This window comes from Pseudonocardia sp. HH130629-09 (genome assembly GCF_001294645.1).
Classification (GTDB): Bacteria; Actinomycetota; Actinomycetes; order Mycobacteriales; family Pseudonocardiaceae; genus Pseudonocardia.
Window position 1 is genome coordinate 162,932 of the sequence record NZ_CP011868.1, and the last position, 21,572, is coordinate 184,503.

Annotated in this window: 19 protein-coding genes, 1 tRNA gene and 1 pseudogene; 10 read left to right on the forward strand and 11 right to left on the reverse strand. The window is 72.5% G+C overall.

Annotation, left to right across the window (positions count from 1 at the left end; all coding sequences use genetic code 11):
• The first annotated feature begins 48 nt into the window (after window positions 1-48).
• Window positions 49-1,026, forward strand: coding sequence for a polyprenyl synthetase family protein (locus tag XF36_RS00715; RefSeq protein ID WP_051050104.1), 978 nt, complete (start codon window positions 49-51; stop codon window positions 1,024-1,026).
• Here XF36_RS00715 and rarD read toward each other — a convergent pair.
• From rarD to XF36_RS00740, 5 genes and pseudogenes are all read right to left on the reverse strand, one after another.
• Window positions 1,002-1,943, reverse strand: coding sequence for an EamA family transporter RarD (gene rarD / locus XF36_RS00720; RefSeq protein WP_060710487.1), 942 nt, complete (start codon window positions 1,941-1,943; stop codon window positions 1,002-1,004). The genes XF36_RS00715 and rarD overlap by 25 nt on opposite strands.
• A gap of 1,457 nt (window positions 1,944-3,400) precedes the next feature.
• Window positions 3,401-3,934: pseudogene (locus XF36_RS29780) on the reverse strand (leucine zipper domain-containing protein); the annotation flags it as partial.
• Window positions 3,935-4,055: 121 nt separating this feature from the next.
• Complete coding sequence (locus tag XF36_RS00730; protein WP_060710489.1) at window positions 4,056-5,126, reverse strand: 2-oxoacid:ferredoxin oxidoreductase subunit beta; 1,071 nt, start codon at window positions 5,124-5,126, stop codon at window positions 4,056-4,058.
• On the reverse strand, window positions 5,123-7,066 hold the full coding sequence (locus XF36_RS00735) for a 2-oxoacid:acceptor oxidoreductase subunit alpha (protein WP_060710490.1): 1,944 nt from the start codon (window positions 7,064-7,066) through the stop codon (window positions 5,123-5,125). The genes XF36_RS00730 and XF36_RS00735 overlap by 4 nt, the downstream gene beginning before the upstream one ends.
• Window positions 7,067-7,191: 125 nt before the next feature.
• A complete protein-coding gene (locus tag XF36_RS00740; protein ID WP_060710491.1) occupies window positions 7,192-7,965 on the reverse strand; it encodes an enoyl-CoA hydratase in 774 nt (257 codons plus the stop codon).
• Between the two features lie 145 nt (window positions 7,966-8,110).
• On the opposite strand from XF36_RS00740, the gene htpX reads away from it, so the two are divergent.
• The 3 genes from htpX to XF36_RS00760 all read left to right on the forward strand — a co-directional run bounded on the left by htpX (window position 8,111) and on the right by XF36_RS00760 (window position 11,497).
• Complete coding sequence (gene htpX, locus XF36_RS00745; protein ID WP_060710492.1) at window positions 8,111-8,971, forward strand: zinc metalloprotease HtpX; 861 nt, start codon at window positions 8,111-8,113, stop codon at window positions 8,969-8,971.
• 326 nt (window positions 8,972-9,297) lie between these two features.
• Window positions 9,298-9,984, forward strand: a complete 687-nt coding sequence (locus XF36_RS00755; RefSeq protein WP_145981218.1) for a hypothetical protein — start codon at window positions 9,298-9,300, stop codon at window positions 9,982-9,984.
• Window positions 9,985-10,012: 28 nt separating this feature from the next.
• Entirely contained in the window at window positions 10,013-11,497 is a 1,485-nt protein-coding gene (locus XF36_RS00760; RefSeq protein WP_060714313.1) for an amidase, read from the forward strand.
• 174 nt (window positions 11,498-11,671) lie between these two features.
• Here the strand turns inward: XF36_RS00760 and XF36_RS00765 are convergent, their stop codons facing one another.
• Entirely contained in the window at window positions 11,672-12,163 is a 492-nt protein-coding gene (locus XF36_RS00765) for a YajQ family cyclic di-GMP-binding protein (RefSeq protein WP_060710495.1), read from the reverse strand.
• 96 nt (window positions 12,164-12,259) lie between these two features.
• Here XF36_RS00765 and XF36_RS00770 point away from each other — a divergent pair.
• Window positions 12,260-12,341 (forward strand) — tRNA-Tyr (locus XF36_RS00770).
• A 101-nt stretch (window positions 12,342-12,442) separates the two neighbouring features.
• On the opposite strand, the gene istB is transcribed toward XF36_RS00770, so the two are convergent.
• On the reverse strand, window positions 12,443-13,294 hold the full coding sequence (istB, locus tag XF36_RS00775) for an IS21-like element helper ATPase IstB (protein ID WP_060713594.1): 852 nt from the start codon (window positions 13,292-13,294) through the stop codon (window positions 12,443-12,445).
• Window positions 13,291-14,550, reverse strand: coding sequence for an IS21 family transposase (gene istA, locus XF36_RS00780; protein WP_145981219.1), 1,260 nt, complete (start codon window positions 14,548-14,550; stop codon window positions 13,291-13,293). Before istA ends, istB begins: the two co-directional genes overlap by 4 nt.
• A gap of 818 nt (window positions 14,551-15,368) precedes the next feature.
• Between istA and XF36_RS00790 the strand changes: the two genes are divergently transcribed.
• The 4 genes from XF36_RS00790 (at window position 15,369) to XF36_RS00805 (ending at window position 17,910) form a co-directional block, all read left to right on the forward strand.
• On the forward strand, window positions 15,369-15,617 hold the full coding sequence (locus tag XF36_RS00790; protein WP_060710498.1) for a hypothetical protein: 249 nt from the start codon (window positions 15,369-15,371) through the stop codon (window positions 15,615-15,617).
• A 171-nt stretch (window positions 15,618-15,788) separates the two neighbouring features.
• On the forward strand, window positions 15,789-16,169 hold the full coding sequence (locus XF36_RS00795) for a GntR family transcriptional regulator (protein ID WP_060710499.1): 381 nt from the start codon (window positions 15,789-15,791) through the stop codon (window positions 16,167-16,169).
• An 8-nt stretch (window positions 16,170-16,177) separates the two neighbouring features.
• On the forward strand, window positions 16,178-17,053 hold the full coding sequence (locus XF36_RS00800; protein ID WP_060710500.1) for an ATP-binding cassette domain-containing protein: 876 nt from the start codon (window positions 16,178-16,180) through the stop codon (window positions 17,051-17,053).
• Window positions 17,050-17,910, forward strand: a complete 861-nt coding sequence (locus XF36_RS00805) for an ABC transporter permease (RefSeq protein WP_060710501.1) — start codon at window positions 17,050-17,052, stop codon at window positions 17,908-17,910. Before XF36_RS00800 ends, XF36_RS00805 begins: the two co-directional genes overlap by 4 nt.
• Window positions 17,911-18,124: 214 nt before the next feature.
• Here the strand turns inward: XF36_RS00805 and XF36_RS00810 are convergent, their stop codons facing one another.
• Window positions 18,125-18,547, reverse strand: coding sequence for a hypothetical protein (locus XF36_RS00810; RefSeq protein WP_202968462.1), 423 nt, complete (start codon window positions 18,545-18,547; stop codon window positions 18,125-18,127).
• Window positions 18,548-18,664: 117 nt separating this feature from the next.
• Window positions 18,665-18,868, reverse strand: a complete 204-nt coding sequence (locus XF36_RS29785; protein WP_082375082.1) for a hypothetical protein — start codon at window positions 18,866-18,868, stop codon at window positions 18,665-18,667.
• A 470-nt stretch (window positions 18,869-19,338) separates the two neighbouring features.
• On the opposite strand from XF36_RS29785, the gene XF36_RS00815 reads away from it, so the two are divergent.
• Window positions 19,339-19,707, forward strand: coding sequence for a hypothetical protein (locus XF36_RS00815; protein WP_060710503.1), 369 nt, complete (start codon window positions 19,339-19,341; stop codon window positions 19,705-19,707).
• A gap of 143 nt (window positions 19,708-19,850) precedes the next feature.
• On the opposite strand, the gene XF36_RS00820 is transcribed toward XF36_RS00815, so the two are convergent.
• Window positions 19,851-21,488: a CocE/NonD family hydrolase gene (locus XF36_RS00820; protein ID WP_060710504.1), complete on the reverse strand. Its 1,638-nt coding sequence runs from the start codon at window positions 21,486-21,488 to the stop codon at window positions 19,851-19,853.
• Window positions 21,489-21,572 lie beyond the last annotated feature (84 nt).

Sequence of the window (21,572 nt, forward strand, 5' to 3'; positions counted from 1 at the left end):
GATTCGTACGCTGTGGGGGTGGAGACACAGAGCGTGGCCGGGATCCGGATGGCCGATCCGGTCCTGGCCGAGGCCACGGCGGACGGGCTGAAGCGGGTCGAGGACCTGCTGCACCGCGAGGTGCACAGCGACTACGAGTTCGTCACCGAGACCTCGTTGCACCTCATCGAGGCCGGCGGGAAGCGGTTCCGGCCGCTGTTCACGCTGCTCGCGGCCCAGGTGGGACCGCATCCCGAACGCGACGAGGTGATCACGGCGGCCGCCGTGGTGGAGCTGATCCACCTGGCGACGCTGTACCACGACGACGTGATGGACGAGGCGTCCATGCGGCGGGGCGCGGAGTCCGCGAACTCGCGCTGGGACAACTCGGTCGCGATCCTGACCGGGGACTTCCTGTTCGCACACGCGTCGCGGCTGGTCGCCGACCTCGGCCCGGACGCGGTGCGGATCATCGCCGAGACGTTCGCCCTGCTGGTGACCGGCCAGATGCGCGAGACCCGGGGCCCCAAGGCGTCGGACGACCCGGTGCAGCACTACCTGCGGGTGGTCGCGGAGAAGACCGGGTCGCTCATCGCGACCTCGGGCCGTTACGGAGGCATGTTCTCCGGTGCGCCGACCGAGCACGTCGAGGCGCTGCGGACCTTCGGCGAGGTCATCGGGGCCGCGTTCCAGATCTCCGACGACATCATCGACATCGCGTCGCCGTCGGACGACTCGGGCAAGACCCCCGGCACCGACCTGCGGGAGGGCGTGCACACCCTGCCGATGCTCTACGCCCTGCGCGACGGCGACGACTCGGCCGACGCGCGCAGGCTGCGGCAGCTGCTGGCCGCCCCGATCAGCGACGACGACGAGGTGGCCGAGGCGCTGGAGCTGCTCCGCTCCGGTGACGCGCTGGTCAAGGCCCGCGAGACCGTCGCCGGGTACGCCGACCGCGCGCGTGCCGAGCTGGCGGTGCTGCCGCCGTGCCCGGCGATCGAGGCGCTGCGGACGCTGACCGACTACACGGTGGAGCGGGTGGGCTGAGCCGCCGGTGGGCGTCGCCGTCGCAGCAGATCGACGGTGAACACCACCAGCGCCAGCCAGACGAGGGCGAACCCCGCCCAGCGGGCCGGGGCCATCGGCTGTCCGACGACCAGCACGCCCCACAGGAACTGCAGCGTGGGGTTGACGTAGAGCAGCACCCCGAGGGTCGTGAGCGGCAGCCGTCGCGCCGCGGCGCCGTAGAGCAGCAGCGGCAGCGCCGTCGCCGGACCCGCGGACAGCATGAGCAGCAGGTGCCACGGCCCGTACCCGGTGAACGTGCCGCCGCCGGAGAGCTCCAGGACGACGAGGAACACCGCGGCCGGTACGACGAGCACGAGGCCCTCCGCGGTCAGCCCGGCCGCGGCGGGCAGCGGCGCGGTCGCCTTGAACAGCCCGTAGATCCCGAACGAGCAGGCCAGGGCCATCGACAGCCACGGCACCGTGCCGTTGCCGACGGCGATGACCACGACGGCCGTCGCCGCCAGCCCCAGCGCCACCCACTGCGCGGGCCGCAGCCGTTCCCGCAGGACGAGGACGCCGAACAGCACCCCGACCAGCGGGGTCATGTAGTAGCCGAGCGCGGACTCGACGACCAGCCCCACCGAGACGCCCCAGCTGAACAGACCCCAGTTCACCGCGATGAACACCGCGGCCGCGGCCGTCGCGAGCCACCCGCGGAGACCGAGCCCGCGCACGTCGCCCCAGCCGCGCAGCACGGTCAGCACCACCGCCATCAGCACGGCGGTCCACAGCACGCGGTGGGCGAGGACCTCCAGCGGCGCCGCGGGGTCCAGCAGCGGCCAGAACGCCGGGAACAGGCCCCACAGCACGTACGCGCCGACGCCCGCGGCGAGCCCGGCGGGGTTCCGCTCACTCCGTTCGGGTGTGGTTCGTTCGGGGGAACGGGCGGCGGTCATGGTCGCTTCGGGTGGTGGGTCACGGGCACGATGATCCGGTACGGGTGTGCCACCGCGCGCGGTGACGGCGAGGCGGGCACGATCCGTGATACCAAGCACGGCGACAGCGGTCCGGGAGGGTCCCGGGCGGACGGAGGTCCGGCATGGGCTGGATGTGGGTACTGCTGGCGGTGCTCGTGGTACTCGTGGCGGCAGGGGTGCTGGTGTCCCGCCGCCGCGCAGGGACCGTCGAGGACGGTCCGGAGGCCACGGGTGCGCCCGACACGGTGGGGGCGTCGGACGGGCCCGGCCCGGGGAGCGGACCCGGGACCGTGGGGCTGTTCGAGCCCGTCGGGGAGGCCGACCCGGCCCGGGCGACCGGGGCGACCACACCGCCGCCGGACAGCGCACCGCCACCGTCCGCCGTCGCCTATGGTGCGGGGGAGCAGGTCGTCCCCCCGGCAGCCCGCCCCGGGGTGACCGGAGACGTGCCGGCCGGCTCCGAGGTGCCCGGTGCCCCGCCGGCCGCCGCGGGCGGGACCGCCGCTGCGGGCGGGACCGGCTCCACCGCGACGGACGGACCCGCGACGGACGGACCCGCGACGGACGGACCCGCGACGGACGGACCCGCGACGGACGAACCCGCTGCCGTAGCCCGGGACGCCCCGGCTCACGACAACCCGGCCCACGAGGACCTGGCCCACGGGCAGGACAGTGCTGCCCAGGACGAGTCGGCCGAGGGCGATCCGGCCGAGAGTGGTCCGACCGAGGAGGCCCCGGCCGAGGACGGCCCGGCCGACGGAAGCGCGGCTCACAACGCCCCGGCCCAGGTCGCCGCGGCTCGCGATGATCTGGCCGAGGGCGGTCTGACCGAGGACGCGTCGGCCGAGGAAGCCCCGGCCGACGGCGGCGCGGCCCAGTACGGCGCGGCAGCCCCCGCCGCACCGGTCGAGGGGGAACCGGACCGCAGCGCCGGAGCACCGGACGGTGCCACGGCACCCGCGGTGCCCCTTCCCCGCCCCGAGAGCAACCCCGCGCCGCAGGACGCGGCGGCCGAGGACGACGACGAGCCGTCCGGCCGGCACGCCCTGCGCGACGACGTCGAACCGGCCCCGTTGCCCGAGCATGCCCCTGCGTCGGACGACGACGGCCCGCCCGCGCCGTTGCCGATCCCGTCGCGGACGCGACAGCCCGCCGGTGGCTCGGCGCTGGCGGCGCTCGACTCCCTGATCATCGGCCCGTCCGCGGCGTCCGAGCCGCTGCCCCTCGGCGTGCGGCCCGGCTCGTACCCGGGCTCGGTGCTCGCACCCGCCGACGGCGGCGACCCGCCCGAGACGCACCGGGTGAAGGTGCACAGCGGGTCGCGGCGGTTCCATCCGCCCGAGTCGCCGTACTACGTCCGTACGCGGGCGGACCTCTACTTCACCGCGGAGGGCGCCGCTCGGGCGGCCGGGTTCATCGCGTGGAACGAACGCCCAGTAGTCGGTTCCCCTGGGCAGTCCGGGAGTGGACCGCTTGTTCAGGGCGCCTTGTCGGCGTCCGACGAAGCGGTGTCCGCCTCCGTCGGGGATGTTGCCGAACTTGGTGACGTCGACGTGGATCAACGAGCCGGGGTGTGGGTGTTCGTAGCGGCGTAGGGGCTCGCCGGTGACCCGGTCGATGTGGGAGAGCCGGTTGATCCGGCAGCGGCGCAGGACCGCGTGCACGGTCGAGGCGGCGAGAGCGAGTCGGCCGCCGATCTGTACTGGTCCGAGTCGGTGGTGCCACCGCAGTCGCACGATCTGCTTCACCAGCCTCGGTGGGGTCTTGGCCGGCATCGACCGTGGTCGGGAGCTGCGGTCGACCATCCCGGGCGGGCCCTCGGCGCGGTAGCGGTCAGCCCACTTTCGGGCGGTGCGAGGGGCGACCATGAACATTCTGGCCGCGGTGGAGCAGGTCCAGTCCTGGTCGACGATCAGACGGGCCAGCCGTAGCCGGGCACGCGGAGTCAGCGCAGCGTTAGCGTGGGTCACAAGGGCCTCCGGTTGGTGAAGCGGTTCCTAGACAGCTCCACTTCACAACCGGGGGTCCTCGCCTGTCTCAGCGACAGGCCGTCATCAGCTCAACCTGGAACAACGTCCATGGACATCACACCTAGACGATGGTCCAGGTGTCGCGGCCGTTGAGCAGGGCCTGCAGGTCGGCGTCGGGCTCGGCGTCCTTCGCGGCCTGGACCTGGGCGCGTGCGGCGTCGTCGTAGGTGGGGCGGTCGGTGTTGCGGAAGACCCCGGTGACGGTGTGGGTGAGGTCCTGGTCCGAGAGCCGGGACAGGGCGAAGGCGAGCTCGTGGTCGGCCTGGTCGTGGACCACGATCGTCGCGGGGTCGACCGACGCGGTCTCGACGACGGCGAGGCCGAACCCGTCCTGGACTACCGCGTGCGAGCCGCGGCCGTCCTCACCCGGGGCGCCGAAGGTGATCGGCTCGCCGTGGGTGAGGGGGATGAGCCGGTTCTCGTTGTCGCCGCGGCGCAGGACGTCGAAGCTGCCGTCGTTGAAGATGGGGCAGTCCTGGAAGATCTCGACCAGGGCGGAGCCGCGGTGCTCGGCGGCGGCCTGCAGCACGGCGGTGAGGCTCTTGCGGTCGGAGTCCAGGGCGCGCCCGACGAACGACGCCTCGGCGCCCAGCGCCAGCGAGATCGGGTTGAACGGGTGGTCGAGCGAGCCCATGGGGGTGGACTTGGTGACCTTCCCGACCTCGGAGGTGGGCGAGTACTGGCCCTTGGTCAGGCCGTAGATACGGTTGTTGAACAGCAGGATCTTGATGTTGACGTTGCGGCGCAGCGCGTGGATGAGGTGGTTGCCGCCGATGGACAGGGCGTCGCCGTCACCGGTGACGACCCACACCGACAGGTCCTCCCGCGAGGTCGCCAGCCCGGTCGCGATGGTCGGGGCGCGACCGTGGATGGAGTGCATCCCGTAGGTGTTGAGGTAGTACGGGAAGCGGCTCGAGCAGCCGATCCCGGAGACGAACACGGTGTTCTCGCGCTTGATGCCCAGGGTGGGCAGGAACTGGCGGACCGCGGCGAGGACGGCGTAGTCGCCGCAGCCGGGACACCAGCGGACCTCCTGGTCGGAGGTGTAGTCCTTCGCGGTCTGCTTCGCGTCCGTCGTCGGGACCCCGTCGAGGCCGCCGATGGATGGCAGGCCGAGATCGGTGGCGGTCATGCCTGCGCTCCAGTGGTCTCGTTGGCGGGCCGTGGGGTGGTGTCGGCCGCGGACTCCGGGTGCTTGCCGGTGAGGTAGTCCAGGAACACGTCCTGCAACTCCTCGGCGCCGAAGGGGAGCCCGGCGACCTTGGTGTAGCTCTTGACGTCGACCAGGTGGCGGGCGCGCAGCAGCATGGCGAGCTGGCCGAGGTTCATCTCGGGGCAGAGCACCGTGCGGTAGCGGCCCAGGATCTCGCCGAGGTTGGCCGGCATCGGGTTGAGGTTGCGCAGGTGCACCGTGGCGACCGAGTGGCCGAGCTTGCGCACCCGCCGCGCCGCGGCGTTGATCGGACCGAAGGTCGACCCCCAGCCGACGACGAGGAAGTCCGCGTCGCCGTCGGGGTCGTCGACCGCGAGGTCGGGCACCTCGATGCCCTCGATCTTGGCCTGGCGCAGCCGGACCATGCGGTCGTGGTTGTCGGGGTCGTAGGAGATCGAGCCGCGCCCGTCGGCCTTCTCCAGCCCCCCGACGCGGTGCTCCAGACCCGCGGTGCCGGGGATCGCCCACGGCCGGGCCAGGGTCTCGGGGTCACGCAGGTACGGCCAGAACTCCCCGGACCCGTCGGGGGCGTTGGGCTCGGTCGCGAACCCCGGGTCCACCGTCGGCAGGGTCTCGACGGCGGGGATCTTCCACGGCTCGGAGCCGTTGGCCAGCGCGCCGTCGGACAGCAACATCACCGGGGTGCGGTAGCGCACGGCCATCGCGGCGGCCTCGACCGCGGCGATGAAGCAGTCGCCAGGGGTGCAGGGGGCGATCACCGGGAGCGGGGCCTCGCCGTTGCGCCCGTGCAAGGCCTGGAGCAGGTCGGCCTGTTCGGTCTTGGTGGGCAGCCCCGTCGAGGGGCCGCCGCGCTGCACGTCGATCACCAGCAGCGGAAGCTCCAGGGCCACGGCCAGGCCGACGGTCTCGGCCTTGAGCGCGATCCCCGGACCCGAGGTGGTGGTGACGCCGAGCGCGCCGCCGAACGCCGCGCCCAGCGCGGCGCCGACGCCGGAGATCTCGTCCTCGGCCTGGAAGGTGGTCACGCCGAACGCCTTGTGCTTGGACAGCTCGTGGAGGATGTCCGAGGCCGGGGTGATCGGGTAGGTGCCCAGGAACACCGGCAGGCTCGTCGTGCGCCCGGCGGCGATGATCCCGTAGGCCAGCGCGACGTTCCCGGTGATCTGCCGGTAGGTCCCCGGCGCCAGCCGGGCCGGGGCGACCTCGTAGGTGACCGCGAACGCCTCGGTCGTCTCGCCGTAGGCGTGCCCGGCGCGGAAGGCCAGGATGTTGGCCTCGGCGATGTCGGGCTTCTTCGCGAACTTCTCCCGCAGGAACCGCTCGGTCGACTCCGAGGGGCGGTGGTACATCCACGACAGCAGCCCCAGGGCGAACATGTTCTTCGCCCGCTCGGCGTCCTTCTTGGACAGCCCGGTCTCCTCCAGCGCGCCCCGGGTCAGGGTCGCCATCGCGACCCCGTGCACCGCGTAGGGCTCCAGGGAGCCGTCCTCGAGCGGGTTCGCCGCGTACCCGACCTTGGTCAGGTTCCGCTTGGTGAACTCGTCGGTGTTCACGATCAGCACGCCGCCGTGGGGCAGGTCGCCGATGTTGGCCTTCAACGCCGCCGGGTTCATCGCCACCAGCACGTCCGGGCGGTCCCCCGGAGTGAGGATGTCGTAGTTCGCGAAGTGCAGCTGGAACGACGACACCCCCGGCAGCGTCCCGGCAGGAGCCCGGATCTCCGCGGGGAAGTTCGGCAGCGTCGACAGGTCGTTGCCGAAGTTCGCGGTCTCGGAGGTGAAGCGGTCACCCGTCAGCTGCATGCCGTCACCGGAGTCGCCGGCGAACCGGATGACCACCCGGTCGCGCTGCACGACCTCGGAGTGGCGTGCCTCGACGGGAGTGTCGCTGGTCGTCATGGGCTGATGGTCCCCAGTTCGGCGTCGAATTGTCCCTCGATACATCGAGGTTAACTCCCGGTTCGTCCCCCTGTCCGGAGACCCGGGATCACGTCACATGGCCCGCGTCACGTTCGTGCCGCGGGTCACTTCCTGCTGATCTTCTTCTGCAGCGCCGCGACGCGTTCCGCGAACGCCTCGGAGTGCACGGTCTCGGCCTGGGCGCGGACCTCGATGTCGGTGGCGTCGGCGTGCGCGTCGAGCCGGGACGTGATCCGCATCGTCGCCTTGGTCGTGACGATCAGGTCCCGCGGCGCGGCGGCGGCCCGGCCCGCGAGCTCACGGGCGCCGGCCATCAGGTCCTCGTCGCTGTCGTAGGCACGCCAGACCAGACCGACGCGCTCGGCCTCGCGGGCGTCGAGGACGTCGCCGAACAGGGTCGTCGCGGCGGTGCCCTGGGCGCCGAGAGCGCGCTGGGCCATCCACGTGTAGCCGCCGCCGGGGTGCAGGCCCAGCTGCATGAAGCGGACGTCGAACCGTGCGGTCGGGCCGGCCAGCCGGACGTCGCAGGCCAGGGCGAGGTTGATCCCCGCGCCGACGGCGGCTCCGTTGACCGCGGCCAGGGTCGGCAGCGGGGAGGAGGCGATGGCGAGGAACCCGGAGTAGACGCGCTTGAGCGTCGCCGGGTCGGCCCGCTGCAGCTCCGCGAGGTCGCCGCCGGCGCAGAACGCGGGCGCCTGCCCAGTGACGACGATCGCGCCGACCGAGTCGTCGGCGTTCGCGGTCTCGACGGCGGCGACGAGCTTCTGCGACAGGTCCAGGTTCAGCGCGTTGCGTCGTGCCGGGTTCGACACGGTGAGCACCGCGACACCGTCGGTGACCTCGGTCCGGACCTCTGTCGTGACATCGCCGTCGCTCATGGGCCCGACTCTTCCACGCCGGGTCGGCCTCCCGCACGTGACGGGTGCCCCGGGCCGGGCCCGGGTCACACCCGGGAACGCGCTGCCCGGTTCGTCCGTTGAGAAGGGTGACCCCAGCAGGACCGCACGGAAAGGTGACGCCGGCGTGCACAGCCACATGAACGGTCTGAAGACGGCCGTCCTCCTCGGCGCGATGAGCGCCCTGATCCTCGCGATCGGCGGGGTCCTCGGCGGCCGCGGCGGACTGGTCATCGCCCTGGTCGTCGCGTTCGCGGTGAACGGGTGGGCCTACTTCAACTCGGCGAAGATGGCGCTGCGGTCGATGCACGCCCAGCCGATCACCGAGGCCGAGTACCCCCAGCTGTTCCGGATCGTCCGCGAGCTGAGCCAGCGGGCCCGCCAGCCCATGCCGTCGCTGCACATCAGCCCGACCGACGCACCCAACGCGTTCGCCACCGGCCGCAACCCCCGGCACGCAGCGGTGTGCGTGACCACCGGTCTGCTGCACCTCCTCGACGAGCGCGAGCTGCGCGCGGTCATCGGCCACGAGCTCAGCCACGTCTACAACCGCGACATCCTGATCTCGTCGATCGCCGGAGCGCTCGCCTCGGCGGTGTCGTTCCTCGCGAACTTCGCGATGTTCGCCTCGATCTTCGGCGGCAACGACGAGGACCGCCCGAACCCGATCGCGATCATCCTGGTCGCGCTCCTCGGCCCGATCGCGGCCGGCGTGGTGCAGATGGCCGTCAGCCGGTCGCGGGAGTACCAGGCCGACGCCTCGGGGGCCGAGCTCACCGGGGACCCGTTGGGCCTGGCCTCGGCGCTGCACAAGCTCAAGTACGGCACCGCGGCCGCCCCACTGCCTCCGGACCCGCGGCTCACGGCGCAGTCGCACCTGATGATCGCGAACCCGTTCCGGCCCGGCGAGAAGATGGCGAGGTGGTTCTCCACCCACCCGCCGATCGACGACCGGATCGCGCGGCTCCAGCAGATGGTCCGCCGCTGACCGGACCGTTCCGGGGGTGGTTGCGCGACCCCGGGTCGCTGTTCCGTAACGGTTCGGGGTGCCGGGAGCGATGAAGCTCTCAGAGCAGAGCTCCCCCTGCGGAAGAGGACCCATGAGCGAGACCCCGTCCCAGAAGCCCCGCCACGCGCTCACCGACACCGGCGAGACCCCGTCGGTGCCGCTCCAGGGTGGCCCGGTCGAGGTCCCGTCACCGGCCCGCCCGGGGGACGACGTGGTCACCGAGGCCGGCCCCGACGAGCCGGTCGCGCTGCCGTCGGCCCGACCGTCCTCGGACGCCGACACCCCGGTCGCGCCGACGGTCGCCGATGCGGACGCCACGACCCCCTCCGACCCGGACGCTGACGCTCCGGCCGCACCCACCCCGGCCGTGGACGACGCCGCCGGAGCCCCGCTCCTCCCGCCCCGCGGCGCCGCACACCGCGCCGGACGGCGGGTCCTCCGACGACGCACCGACCACCGTGCTGCCCGTCGTCCCGCGCCCCCGCGACGCAGCCGGGCCCGGCGGCCGTCGTCCCGGCCAGGTCCCGCCACGGCAGGTCCCCGGCGGCTACGTCCCCGGCCACGTTCCGCCCCGGCAGGCCTCGGGCGGTCACGTCCCCGCGCAGTACGCCCCGGCGGGCCCGCGACACCCGGCCCGCCCGCCCGTGGCCCGGCATCCCCTCACGGGCCGGCCCCCGGCGGGCCAGCGCCCGCACGCGCGGTTCCCGTCGGGCCCCCCGGCCCAGGCCCCGCCCGTCCGGCGGCACCCCGAGCCGGTCCGCCGGGCCCCGCTTCCCGAGCCGGTCCGTCAGGTCCCGCTCCCCGAGGGTGGCGCGACCCGGAGCTCCGGCGGGTTCCGGCTGCCCGACTTCCCGGCTCGCACCCGGCCGGTGCTGCCGGCCGTCCTGGGTGCCGCGGCCGCGGTCGTCCTGGCTCTCGGCATCGTCGTCGGGGTCACCGGTACCTCGGACGCGTCCCCGGCGCCGGCGCCCGCCCCGGTGTCCACGCCCTGACCGATCTGTTTGTATCCCCGCCGTGGGGATCTCCTGGGACGACTACCGCAACCACGACGCCGTCGGGCTGGCCGCGCTCGTCGCGGCGGGTGAGGTGAGCGCAGCCGACCTGCTGGAGGCCGCCGTCGCCCGCGCCGACGTCGTCGAACCGGGCATCAACGCCATCCGGCTGCGGCTCGACGACGCCGCCCGCTCCCGCGCACGCGGCCCGCTGAGCGGGCCGTTCGCGGGTGTCCCGTTCCTGGTGAAGGACCTCGCCCAGCACATCGCCGGGGTCCCGACGGCGTCCGGTTCCCGCCCGCTCGCCGACCACCCGCGACCCCAGACGTCGACGGTGGTCCGGCGCTGGACCGAGGCCGGTCTCGTGGTGTTCGGACGGACGGCCACGCCCGAGTTCGGGGCCCGTGCCGTCACCGAGCCCGCGCTCGGCGGGCCGACCCGCAACCCGTGGGACCCCGCCCGCACTCCCGGCGGCAGCTCCGGGGGGTCCGCCGCGGCCGTCGCCGCCGGGATCGTCCCCGCAGCCGGCGCGAGCGACGGCGGCGGCTCCATCCGCATCCCGGCCGCCGCCTGCGGGCTGTTCGGGCTCAAGCCCGGCCGCGGCGTGACGCCGTCCGGGCCGGACGTCGCGGAGGGCTTCCACGGCGCCGCGGTACAGGGCGTGCTGTCGCGGACCGTGCGGGACTCGGCCGCGCTGCTCGACGTGACGGCCGGGCCGGAACCGGAGGGTCCCTACGTCGTGCGCCCGCCGGAGCGCCCCTACGCCGACGCCGTCCGGGACGACCCGGCGCCGCTGCGGATCGGGCTGGCCACCGCGTCGCCGCTGGGTACCGAGGTCGCCCCGGAGGCGGTCGCCGCGGCCACCGACGCCGCCGAGCTGTTGACCTCGCTCGGGCACGTGGTGGAGGAGTCCGCCCCCGCCCTCGACGGCCGGGCGCTGGCCACCGACTTCCTCACCACCTGGTTCTCCACGATCTCGGCCCAGGTGGCCTCGGCGCGGGCGCTGACCGGCTGCGGCGACGACGCCTTCGAGACGGAGACGCGGGTGATGGCCGCGATCGGGCGTGCCACGCCGGCGCCGGACTACCTCGCCGCGCTCGCCCGCCGCCAGGACCACACCCGCGCACTGGCCACGTTCCACGAGCGCTACGACCTGCTCCTCACCCCGACCCTGGCCCGGCCGCCGTGGCCGATCGGGGAGCTGGGGCTGCCGGCCGCGGCCCGGATCGGGGCGCAGGCGCTCCTGAGGGCCGGCGCGTCCGGTCTGTTCGGACGGCTCGGGCTGGTGGAGAGCCTGGTCGACGCCAACTTCGCCCCGGTCCCCTTCACCCAGCTGGCGAACCTGACCGGGCGGCCCGCGTCCTCGGTGCCGCTGTACCGGACGGCGTTCGGGCTGCCGCTGGGCGTGCAGTTCGTCGGGCCGCCGGGCTCGGAGCCGCTGCTGCTGGCGCTGGCGGCGCAGCTGGAGCGGGCGCGGCCGTGGGCGCACCTGCGGCCGGCGCCGCCGGCCTAGGGGAGCCGGGTCAGGTCACGGGCCCGGGTCGCTGCACGGCTGTGTCCGCCGGGGGTGGTCCAGCAGCCCGTCGACGGCGGGCACCAGCGTCCGCGCGAGCTCCAGCCGGGCCCGCCGCCTGGTCCGTACCCGGCACCCCCTGAGCCAGGGTTTCAGCAGCTCAGGGCCGGTTGGTCACCGGTAGTTGGTGAACTGCAGCGCGATGCCGAAGTCCTTGGATTTGAGCAGCGCGATGACGGCCTGCAGGTCGTCCTTCTTCTTGCCCGAGACGCGCAGCTGGTCGCCCTGGATCTGCGCCTGGACGCCCTTGAGCTTCTCGTCGCGGATGGCCTTGCCGATCTCCTTGGCCTTGTCCTGTGCGATGCCCTGGAGGATCTTGCCGCTCGCCTTGTAGGTCTTGCCGGAGATCTGCGGCTCATCGGCCTCGAACGCCTTCAGGGAGATTTGCCGCTTGATCAGCTTCTCCTTGAAGACCTCGATCCCGGCGAGCAGTCGCTCCTCGGTCTCCGACTCGAAGGTCAGAGCCTCCTCGCCGGCCCAGGCGATCGTGGTGTTGGTGCCGCGGAAGTCGAAGCGCTGCGACAGCTCCTTCGCGGCCTGGTTCAGGGCGTTGTCGACCTCCTGGCGGTCCACCTTGCTCACGACGTCGAACGACGGGTCGGCCATCGTCTCTCCTCCGGGTCGGTCGGGGACCCCTCGGCGGGGTCGTTCAGGTCGTGTCGTATCCTCGTTCACGCACTCAGCGAGACCGAGATGCACCCCGGCTGGTTGCCCGAGCGGCCAAAGGGAGCGGACTGTAAATCCGTCGGCGTAGCCTTCCCAGGTTCGAATCCTGGACCAGCCACAGCAGGTGAAAGAGACCCCCGACCAGCGGTGTCAACGGCGGGTTGGGAGTGACCCCGTAGCGACGGATTGGAACTGACCCCCGGCGTGGTGTGGTGATGGTCAGTCGTTGCTGGCGCGGTTGTGTTTGGCCAGGAGCTCGCGTCGGGCGCGGGTGCGGTAGGAGTCCCCGGACAGGGTCAGGACTTCGGCGTGGTGGACGAGGCGGTCGATCATGGCTGCGGCGACGACGTCGTCGGAGAAGGTCTCGCCCCAGCGGCCGAAGGGCAGATTGCTGGTGACCATGACGCTGCCTTGTTCATAGCGGGAAGCGATGAGCTGGAAGAACAGGTTCGCTGCGTCCTGGTCGAACGGGATGTAGCCGACCTCGTCGATGATGATCAGTTTGTAGCGGCGGATCTTCTTCAGCTCGGCCTCGAGCCGGCCGCTCTGGTGCGCGGCGGCGAGTCTGGTGATCCAGTTGCTGGCGGTGTCGAACAGGACCGAGTAGCCGGCGTGGGCGGCTTTGACGCCGAGCCCGATCGCGAGGTGGGTCTTCCCGATCCCGGGCGGGCCGAGCAGGATCACGTTCTCGCACTTGGCGACGAACGTGCTCGTGGCCAGGTGGGCCAGGATGTCGCGGCGCAGCGAGGGCAGATGGTCGAGGTTGAAGTCCTCCAAGGTCTTGACCTGGGGGAAGTGCGCGGTGCGGATCCGCATGACCGTGCCCTTGGACTCGCGGTCGGCGACCTGGCGCTGCAGCAGCGCGCCCAGATACTCCTCGTGCGACCAGTTCTCCTCACGGGCCTGGGCTGCAAGCTGTTCCCAGCTGGCCGCGATGGTCGGGGTCTTCAGGACCCGGGTCAGGTAGGCGATCATCGCCGGCAGTCCGTCGGGGACCGCGGCCAGCACCGGACCGGCCGGCCCCGAGCTCCCAGCGGGGTCGGTGGTGATCTTCGGTGGTGTGGTTGTCATGAGCTGCTCGCTTCCTCGGCAGTGGAGACGAAGTCGACACCGAACAGGGCGTCGTAGTCGGGCAGTGCGCGCAGGGTCACCGGGTGGCCGTCGAGGTGACGGCGTGCTGCGGCCTGTCGGGTGTTGCGGTCGTGGGCCAGGGCGCGGCGCATCGCCGCGGCGGTGTGCTGGTGCGCCGGGTCGGTGATCACCGCGTGGCGGGCCCAGCTGCGGTCGTGACGGGCGACGACCTGGCCGGCGCAGTAGACGACGACCTCGCGCGGTGAGGCGGCGACATCGACGAACCGGCCGATCATCTGCGGATCCACGGAGTAGTCGTTGGCATCGACGCGGACGTAGTAGTCCCGTGCCAGCCGGATCCGCTGGGCCAGCCCGATCGGCGGGTCCAGCGGCGGCAGCGGAGTCATCGCCGCGTAGTCGTGGGCGAGCACGTCCACCGGGCGGCCGCCGATCGCTCGGACGGTGCGGGTGTTGGCCCGGGCCAGCCAGTCGTCGATCTGGTGGTTGAAGTCGGCTGGGGAGGCGAAGCGACGTCCGGGCAGGAACGAGGTCTCGAAGTAGCCGTTGTTGCGTTCGACCAGCCCCTTGAACTCCGGATCCCGCGGTGGGGCAAGCCGGATCCGGGTGGCCAGAGTGCCGGCGAACGCAGCGGCCGGTGCCGAGACCCGCCCGGTCCCGCCGATCGCAGACTCCCGGTCCCAGACCAGCGTGCGGGTCACCCGCCCGACGTCGCTGATCAGCTGCCACATCCCGGACAGGATGTCCCCGGCCTGGCGCGAGGGGATCATCGTCGCGGACAAGAACCGCGAGTAGCCCAGCGTCATCACCAGCACCGGTAGGACCCGTTCCTGGCCTGGGCCGACGGGGATCGTGGTCTCGGGGAACCACAGGTCGCACTGGGTGATCTCGCCCGGTGCGTAGGCGACCCGGTCGACCGGGTCGATCCCGACATACTCGGGGCGGATCTGGCGGATCCGGTCCTTGAGCACGGTCAGCGAGTGCTCCCACCCGATCCGCTCTGCGATCACCGTGGCCGGCATGCGTGGGAACTGCGCCAGCAATGCCCGCACCTGCGGCTCGACCGCATCCGCCAGCGATCCCCGCGGGCCCCGTTCCCGCTTCGGCGGGCCCGGCGCCCGCAACGCGGAGCGCACCGTGTTGCGGGCCACCCCCAGCCGGCGGGCGATCTCCTTGATCGGGACACCCTCGGCCCGATGCAGACGACGGATCTCGGCCCAGTCCTCCACCGACAACACCCCCTCAGCGTCGTGCAGAGGGGGTCAATCCCAAGCCGACGCTAGGGGGTCAGTCTGAGCCCGTCGTCGACAAGCGGAAACGCTGGAACCGGGGGTCTCTTTCGTTGTCCGGGTCCGTCCGGCTGTGACCGGGCTTCTACGGGTGTTCACGGACGCATCACGGACGCGATCATGAACGGCCGTCGCGGAGAGCCTGCTCGACTCGGCGGCGCAGGGCGTCGTCCTGACCGGCGATGCACTGGGCGTAGACCCGCAGCAGGACGTCCACGCCGTGTCCGGCCCAGGACGCGACCTGCGCGGGACGCCGCCGACGGGTCAGGTGGACTCCGCGGCGTGACGTGAGTTCGCAGGGCCTTCGCGCGAGGGGTGACGCGGCCTCCTCGTCCCGTGGAGCGGTCAGGTCGGGCAACGCGACGAGGACGGCGTGATCGCCAGTTCGGCGGGCCTGCCCCCGCTGGCGAGACGTCGCGGTGTGGTCGGGGCCAGCGGCCTGCCCGACGCCCGTGCTGGGGACGCGGCGTCGATCGGCGGCCACCGGCTCGGTGAGCGTGTGGGTTGACGACTCGCACACGTCTGCTAGATTCACCTTATTCACTAGAGAACTAGTGAAACAGTGAACAGCTCTCGTGGAGGATGATGTGACCGCTACCAGCGGCCGCGCCGTCACGACCGTGTGCGCCCTCGTCATGGGTGCCGGCCTCGCTCTCGGCACAGCCACCGGGGCGATGGCGTCCCCCGTCGCGGCTCCCGCTGTCGGGCCGGCCCCGGCTCCGTCTCCTGTTCCTTCGCCGGTCTGGGGGCACGACCCGACACCGCTGGTGATCCAGACGAGCGACTACCCGGTGACGATGACGGTGACCTCGGGGCCGAAGGCCGGCCACCAGCAGCAGATCGCTCCGCGGTCGCACGAGGTGTTCCCGACGACGCCGGACTTCGCCAGTAGCGTCACCTTCACCTTCGAGGGTGTGGAGCAGGGGCAGACCTACGACGTCCGGCCGGACCAGGTGATGCGGTTCGACATGCTGGGCAGCGCGCAGTACCCGCAGGTGGCGCTGCGCACCTCCTGATCGGCGGGGCCGGCGTCGGAGGTGCCGCGACGTGGCCGCCGGCCCCGAGCACGACCGGGCACTTCGGACGGGGGGTGCGAAGAGCCCGGTCAGTGGCGGGCCGGGTGTCGACACGGGATTCGGCACCCGGCCCGCGACCATGGGAGAGCACAGCGTCGGAAGGGGACCCTGTTGATCGAGTATCGGATCGATCGTCGATCCGGGGTCGCCCCGTTCGCCCAGATCGTCCTGCAGACCAAGGAGGCTCTGCTGCTCGGGACGCTGCAGCCCAACGACCGGTTGCCGACGGCCCGCGAGGTCGTCGAAGCCACCGCGATCAACCCGAACACCGTGCTCAAGGCCTACCGCGAGCTGGAACGCGACGGACTGGTGGAGGCCAAACGCGGGGTGGGGACGTTCATCCGGTCCGACGCCGTCGCAGCCGGACCGGGCGCGAACTCGCCACTGCGAGGCGAGCTGGAGGACTGGACCGCCCGCGCCGTCGCGGCCGGGCTGTCCCGCGCGGAGATCGACGCGCTCGTGCGCGCCACACTCGACCGACACTACGACTGAGGAGGGGCATGGCCTCCGCAGCGACCTCCGCCGCCCACACCCGCGGACTCGGCCACCGTTACGGCCACACCCCGGTACTGCGCGACTGCACCCTGTCCGTCGAGCCCGGCTCGGTGGTCGCCCTGATCGGGGCGCCGGGTGCGGGCAAGTCCACGCTGCTCGGCCTGCTGGCCGGGCTCGATCTGCCCTCCGAGGGCAGTGCCGAGGTCCTCGGCGCAGCGGTCCCCCTCAGCGGGCCGCACCCGGCCGTCGGCTACCTCGACCAGTCCCAGCCTCTGCCCGTGGCGTTCACCGTCGCCGAGGTCGTGCGCCTGGGCGCATCGTTGAACCGGGGACGGTGGGACGCAGGCCGGGTGGCCGCCCTCGCCGGTGCACTACCACAGGACAGACACACCTCGGCGCTCTCCGGTGGGCAGCGGGCACTGCTCGCGCTCGCGTTGGTGCTCGGGAGCTCCCCGGACCTGCTCCTGCTCGACGAGCCTCTCGCCGGCCTCGACCCACTGACCCGACGACGGGTACTGACCGAGGTCACCGCCTACGTCGCGGAGACCGGGGCGGCCGCCCTGCTCGCCTCTCACGAGATCGAGGACCTGCGGGACAGCTGCGACCACGTGCTGTTCCTCGAGAAAGGCCACGTCCTGCTCGACGCCGACATCGACGACCTGCTCGCTCAGCACCGGATCCTCGACGGCCCCGCCGGAACCTGCGTCTGGTCGGCTGAGCACACCCTGGTCGAGCAGCGGGTGCACGGCCGCAACCAGACCGTGCTGCTCCGGGGGCCGTCGTTCACACCACCCCGGGGGTGGCGGGCGAGCGCCCCTGACCTGCTCGAGGTGGTCACCGCCTACCTGCGCACCTGCGCCGACCGTGAGGAGGCCCGATGACCTGGGTGATCTGGCGCAGCCACCGCGCCGCGATGCTCGCCGTCACACTGCTCGTCGCCGGGCTCGCCCTGCTGATGGCCACCCTGTCGATCACCGGCAGCCTCGATGGTCTTCTCGCCGACCCGGGCGGCTCAGCACGGCAGTCCGCTCAGGCCGCGGTCTGGTTCGCCACGCTCGCCCCGGCGCTGGCGGGCGCGTTCCTCGGCGCCCCACTGTTCGCCGCCGATCTGGAGCGCGGCACCCACGTGCTGCTGTTGACCCAGTCGGTGTCCCGGCGACGGTGGGCCACCACGTCGCTGCTGGTCGTGGGCGGGGTCACGGTGGCCGCCGTGACGGTGGGGACGCTCCTTCTCCGGCCGCTCAACTCCTCGGACGCCTGGTATCCGTTCGAGAGCTTCTCGACCAGCGGCGCCGTACCGTTCGCGCGTACCGTGTCCGCGTTCGCGATCGGTGCCTTGATCGGGTTGCTCGTGCGGCGAGCCAGGGCGGCCTCGGCGCTGACGTTGGCCGTCGCGACGATCACCGAGGTGGCGCTGGTCGTGCTGCGGGACGTGCTCGTCCCGCCGGTCCTGCGCGTCGGTGCCTCGCCGTACGGCGGTGACGTCGACTCCACCCGCGACCAGCTCGTCGACTACGGACCCACCGTCGCCGGTGCCCCCGCCACGGTCGTGCCGAACTGCACACCGGTCGACCTTCCCTGCCAGCAGGCAGCCGGGGTCGACGGCACCTGGGTCCTCGTCCGCCCCCTCGACCTGCGCTGGCCGATGCACTGGGTCGAGACGGGTCTGCATCTGGCATGCGCCGGCGTCGTCCTGGCGCTGCTGTTCATGCGTCTACGCAGCCCTCTGGGTCGATAGCGCGCGCCCGGGATCGACGGGCCGGTGTCCGGTACGAGTGCGGTGTGGCCATGCCGTCGTGGCACACGGCCGATCGGCGACGGGCGAACGAGGTGACACCGATGCCCGCCCACCCGGACCGCACGGTCGTTCGTCGGCGGAGCCGTCTCGGATCGGGACGTCGGTCCGGCCACACGACACCGCGGCGAGCCGGGGCCGGCCGGCGGGTGAGCGATCAGTCGTGTCGTGCCCAGCTGTCCGGCTGCGTCCCGTCGAGGTCGGTGAATCCGTAGACCGTCGCCAGCTCGGCCGAGCCGACGGACCTCTGATTCCAGCGGGCCCGGCCCGGGTCGGCGGCAATGGCCGCGACGCCGCGTCCGATGTAGCGCGGGCTCTCCGAGCGCGCGAAACCCGTCGGGCGCCGTCGGGGCGCCCGGGACCGCATCTGTATTAGGGCGTCCCGCCAGTTGCTCTCGCCGACCCCGTAGTTGTCCAACATCATCTCCGAGCGCAGCCGGCCGGGGGTGACCAGCACGTCCACGCGCCCGTGCTCGGATCGCACGTACTCGGCCAGCCGGCGGACCGGTGCGATGTCGAGATGGTCGACGACGAGCGAGTCGCCGACGCCGCCCGCTGCACCGACCATCGCTCCCGTCACGACGGCGACACGTCCTTCGAGCCTGGGCACTTCGTTCACGGATCTCTTCCGGATGCGTGGGCAAGGGCTGCTGGACGTAGACCGGATCACGACGCCCCCGGCCGAGAATCGTCCACGTCACGGGCGACGGCCGCACGGTACCGGCGGGATCGCTGCGCTACGCCTGCGCCGACCGTGACCGTGCCATCGCGGCGTGTGCCGCCGGGGGAGGGAGGAGCGGCCACGACCCCGTCGATGTGAATCCCCGGAGACACGGTCCACGTCGTCGTGCACGTGCACGGTCCCGCGGACGTGCGCCGTCACGTGGTTCCAGGTGGGCACGACCCGGCCGTCGGCCCGCCTCCAGCGCGCCGTTCAGGGGCGGACCGGCGAGCCGGCGGCGACGGGACGGGAGGGCGGTCGCGGCCGTCCCCGTTCGTGACCCCCGATCGCGTGATGTGCGTCGGTCCCGGGCGGGGCACAGGAGGCGACTGCGCGACGGAGTGACGTGCGGACGCGGTCGAGCGGAGACGTGTTACGGAGCGTGATCCACACGAAGGATGCGCGTCCGTTCGGGTCCACTGTGGTGACGATCCGTCGCCGACGGCGTCCGGACGCGATGTTCTCACGGCTCTTCGGCTGCCGGATGAGAGCAATAACCTTGCGGTCGGTAATGCCTCTCGTCCGATAGTGGTAGAAAATTCGTCGGATCGGGGACGGACCGGATAGCGTTCTGTGCATCGGCGGGGCTCCCGAACCCACGCCGAACACGCCGGTCCGACTCGGACCCCGTACACAACGGAGAAGTAACTGTGCTGAAGAAGGCTGGAATCCTGACCGCCGGCGTCACCGCTGGTCTGCTCGCCATCTCCCCGCTCGCCTTCGCGGGTGACGGCGGCTGGGACAAGGGCCACGGGCACGGCCACGGCGGCGACCGCATCAACGCCGACCAGATCAACAACCTGGAGAAGGACCGCGTGAGCGGCGACCAGACCGGTCTGGTCAACCTCGGCGACGTCAACGCCCTGAACAACGCCAACGTCCTGGGCTGCTCGCTGAACAACGCCGACGTCGCCGCCAGCGTGCTGGGCATCCTCGGCGGCCAGGCCGTCAACGGTGAGGACGCCCCGAGCGCGAACGACTGCTCGCAGGGTGACCGCCAGGCCAACTTCCAGGACTGAGTGCACTTGCACCACCGGGCCCGTTGACGGGGCCGTCTTCCCGTCATCCGTGACCCCGCACGTCCGAAGGTCCCCCGCTCTTCCGACTGGAGCGGGGGACCTCCGCGTTTCCGGGAACGCTCGGGAATGCGTGTCGGAACGGTTCAGGGATGGTGCGGCAGAACCACGTGCGACGGGTGCTCGGAATCGTGCAGGATCTCGTAGGGGATCCGTTCCCCGTCGACCGCGGTCGCCGTCCGCTCACCGGTTCCCGGATTGCGGGCGAAACGCGGGAACGCCGCGCCGGCGACCTGCACGCGCAGCCGGTGCCCGGCCCGCACGCGGTATCCGGTCGGGCTCAGCGTCATCCGGACGACCGTCGTGCCGTCCGGGGCCGTGGCCTCGTCGCCCGGGACCAGCCGGTGCATCGCGTCGGTGATGTTCATCGAGGCCCCGTCGGGGCCGACGTCGCACAGCCGTACGAACACGTCGCCGATTCCCGTCCCGGTCCGCACGTAGACCACGGCCGACACCGGACCGAGCAGGTCCAGGTCGGACTCCAGCGGCGGGCCGGTCCAGACGCGCACGTCGTCGCGGGCCTCGACGGCGCGGTTGTCCAGCTGCTTGGACGGCGGCTGGAGCATCGGGCCCCCGACCGTCGGTGTCGGGTCGGCCGGGTCGTAGACGAACCGTGACGGCGGAGAGGTCCCGGCCGGTCGGTCCGGACCCAGCCCGCCACCGGCGTCGAGGTACCACTCGGTCGGGCGGGCCTCCGGCGGTGGCCAGCACGGCAGGTCGGTCCAGCGGTCGGCGTGCTGGACGTACACCCGGACCGGGGCGCGGCCGTCGTGCTCACCGCCGTGCAGGTGCACGCCCAGCCAGTGGACCATCTCGTGGGCGATGGTCGACAGCGATCCGCGGTCGCCGTGGGACCAGGGGCCGATCGTGATCCGCGCCGTCGCCCCGCCCCGCTGCAGCGCGGTGAAGTCCACCAGCTGACGGTCCAGGAACAGGTCCCACCAGCCGGTCACCATGCAGACCGGCGGCATCGCGGCGGCGTCGAAACCGTCGTGCTCGGCGGGCGCCCAGAACTCGCGCGGCTGCTCGGCGTGCTCGACGAAGTCCCGCCAGAACACCACCGGCGCCCCGGTCAGCGCGACGTCCGCGGCCTGCAGCGGCTGGGAGGTCACCGCACGCCGCTTGCGACGGCTGAACACCGGCGTCGCGAGGAAGCCGGTGACCGCGCCGATGCGCTCCTGACGGCCGATCTGGTTCACCCAGGTCGCGAGGTTCAGCAGGCCGGGCGCGCCGCCGGGGTAGAAGGTGCTGGTGAACTCCGACGCGGTGATGTCGGCGTTCATCGAGCACAGACCCGGGTCGGCGTAGGGGGCGACCGCCCACTGGGTGTGTCCGACGTAGCTGGGGCCCACCATCGAGACGCGGCCGTCGCACCAGTCCTGTCCGCGCACCCAGGCGAGCGTGTCGAGACCGTCGGAGCTCTCGTGCAGGAACGGGCGGAACTGCCCGCCCGAGCCGAAGGTGCCCCGGGTGGACTGGACCAGCACCTGGAACCCGCGGCGGGCCAGCAGCGAACCGATGATCGACCCGAGGCCGTCGCGGCCGTAGGGGGTGCGCATCAGGACCGTCGGACGCGGCCGCAGCGGGCCGGGCGCCCGGTACAGGTCGGCGAGCAGGACGACACCGTCGGAGAGCGGGACCCGCAGGTCACGCTCGCGCACGTACGGCTCGTCGGTACCGAAGCCGAGCCTGCGGTCGACCAGTCGCTCCGTGAGCGCGGTCATGAGACCTCCCCCCCCGCCCGCCCCCTGCGGACACCGTCGATCGTAGGAGAACCCGGTTGCACCGACCGGGCGTGGCCGGTGACG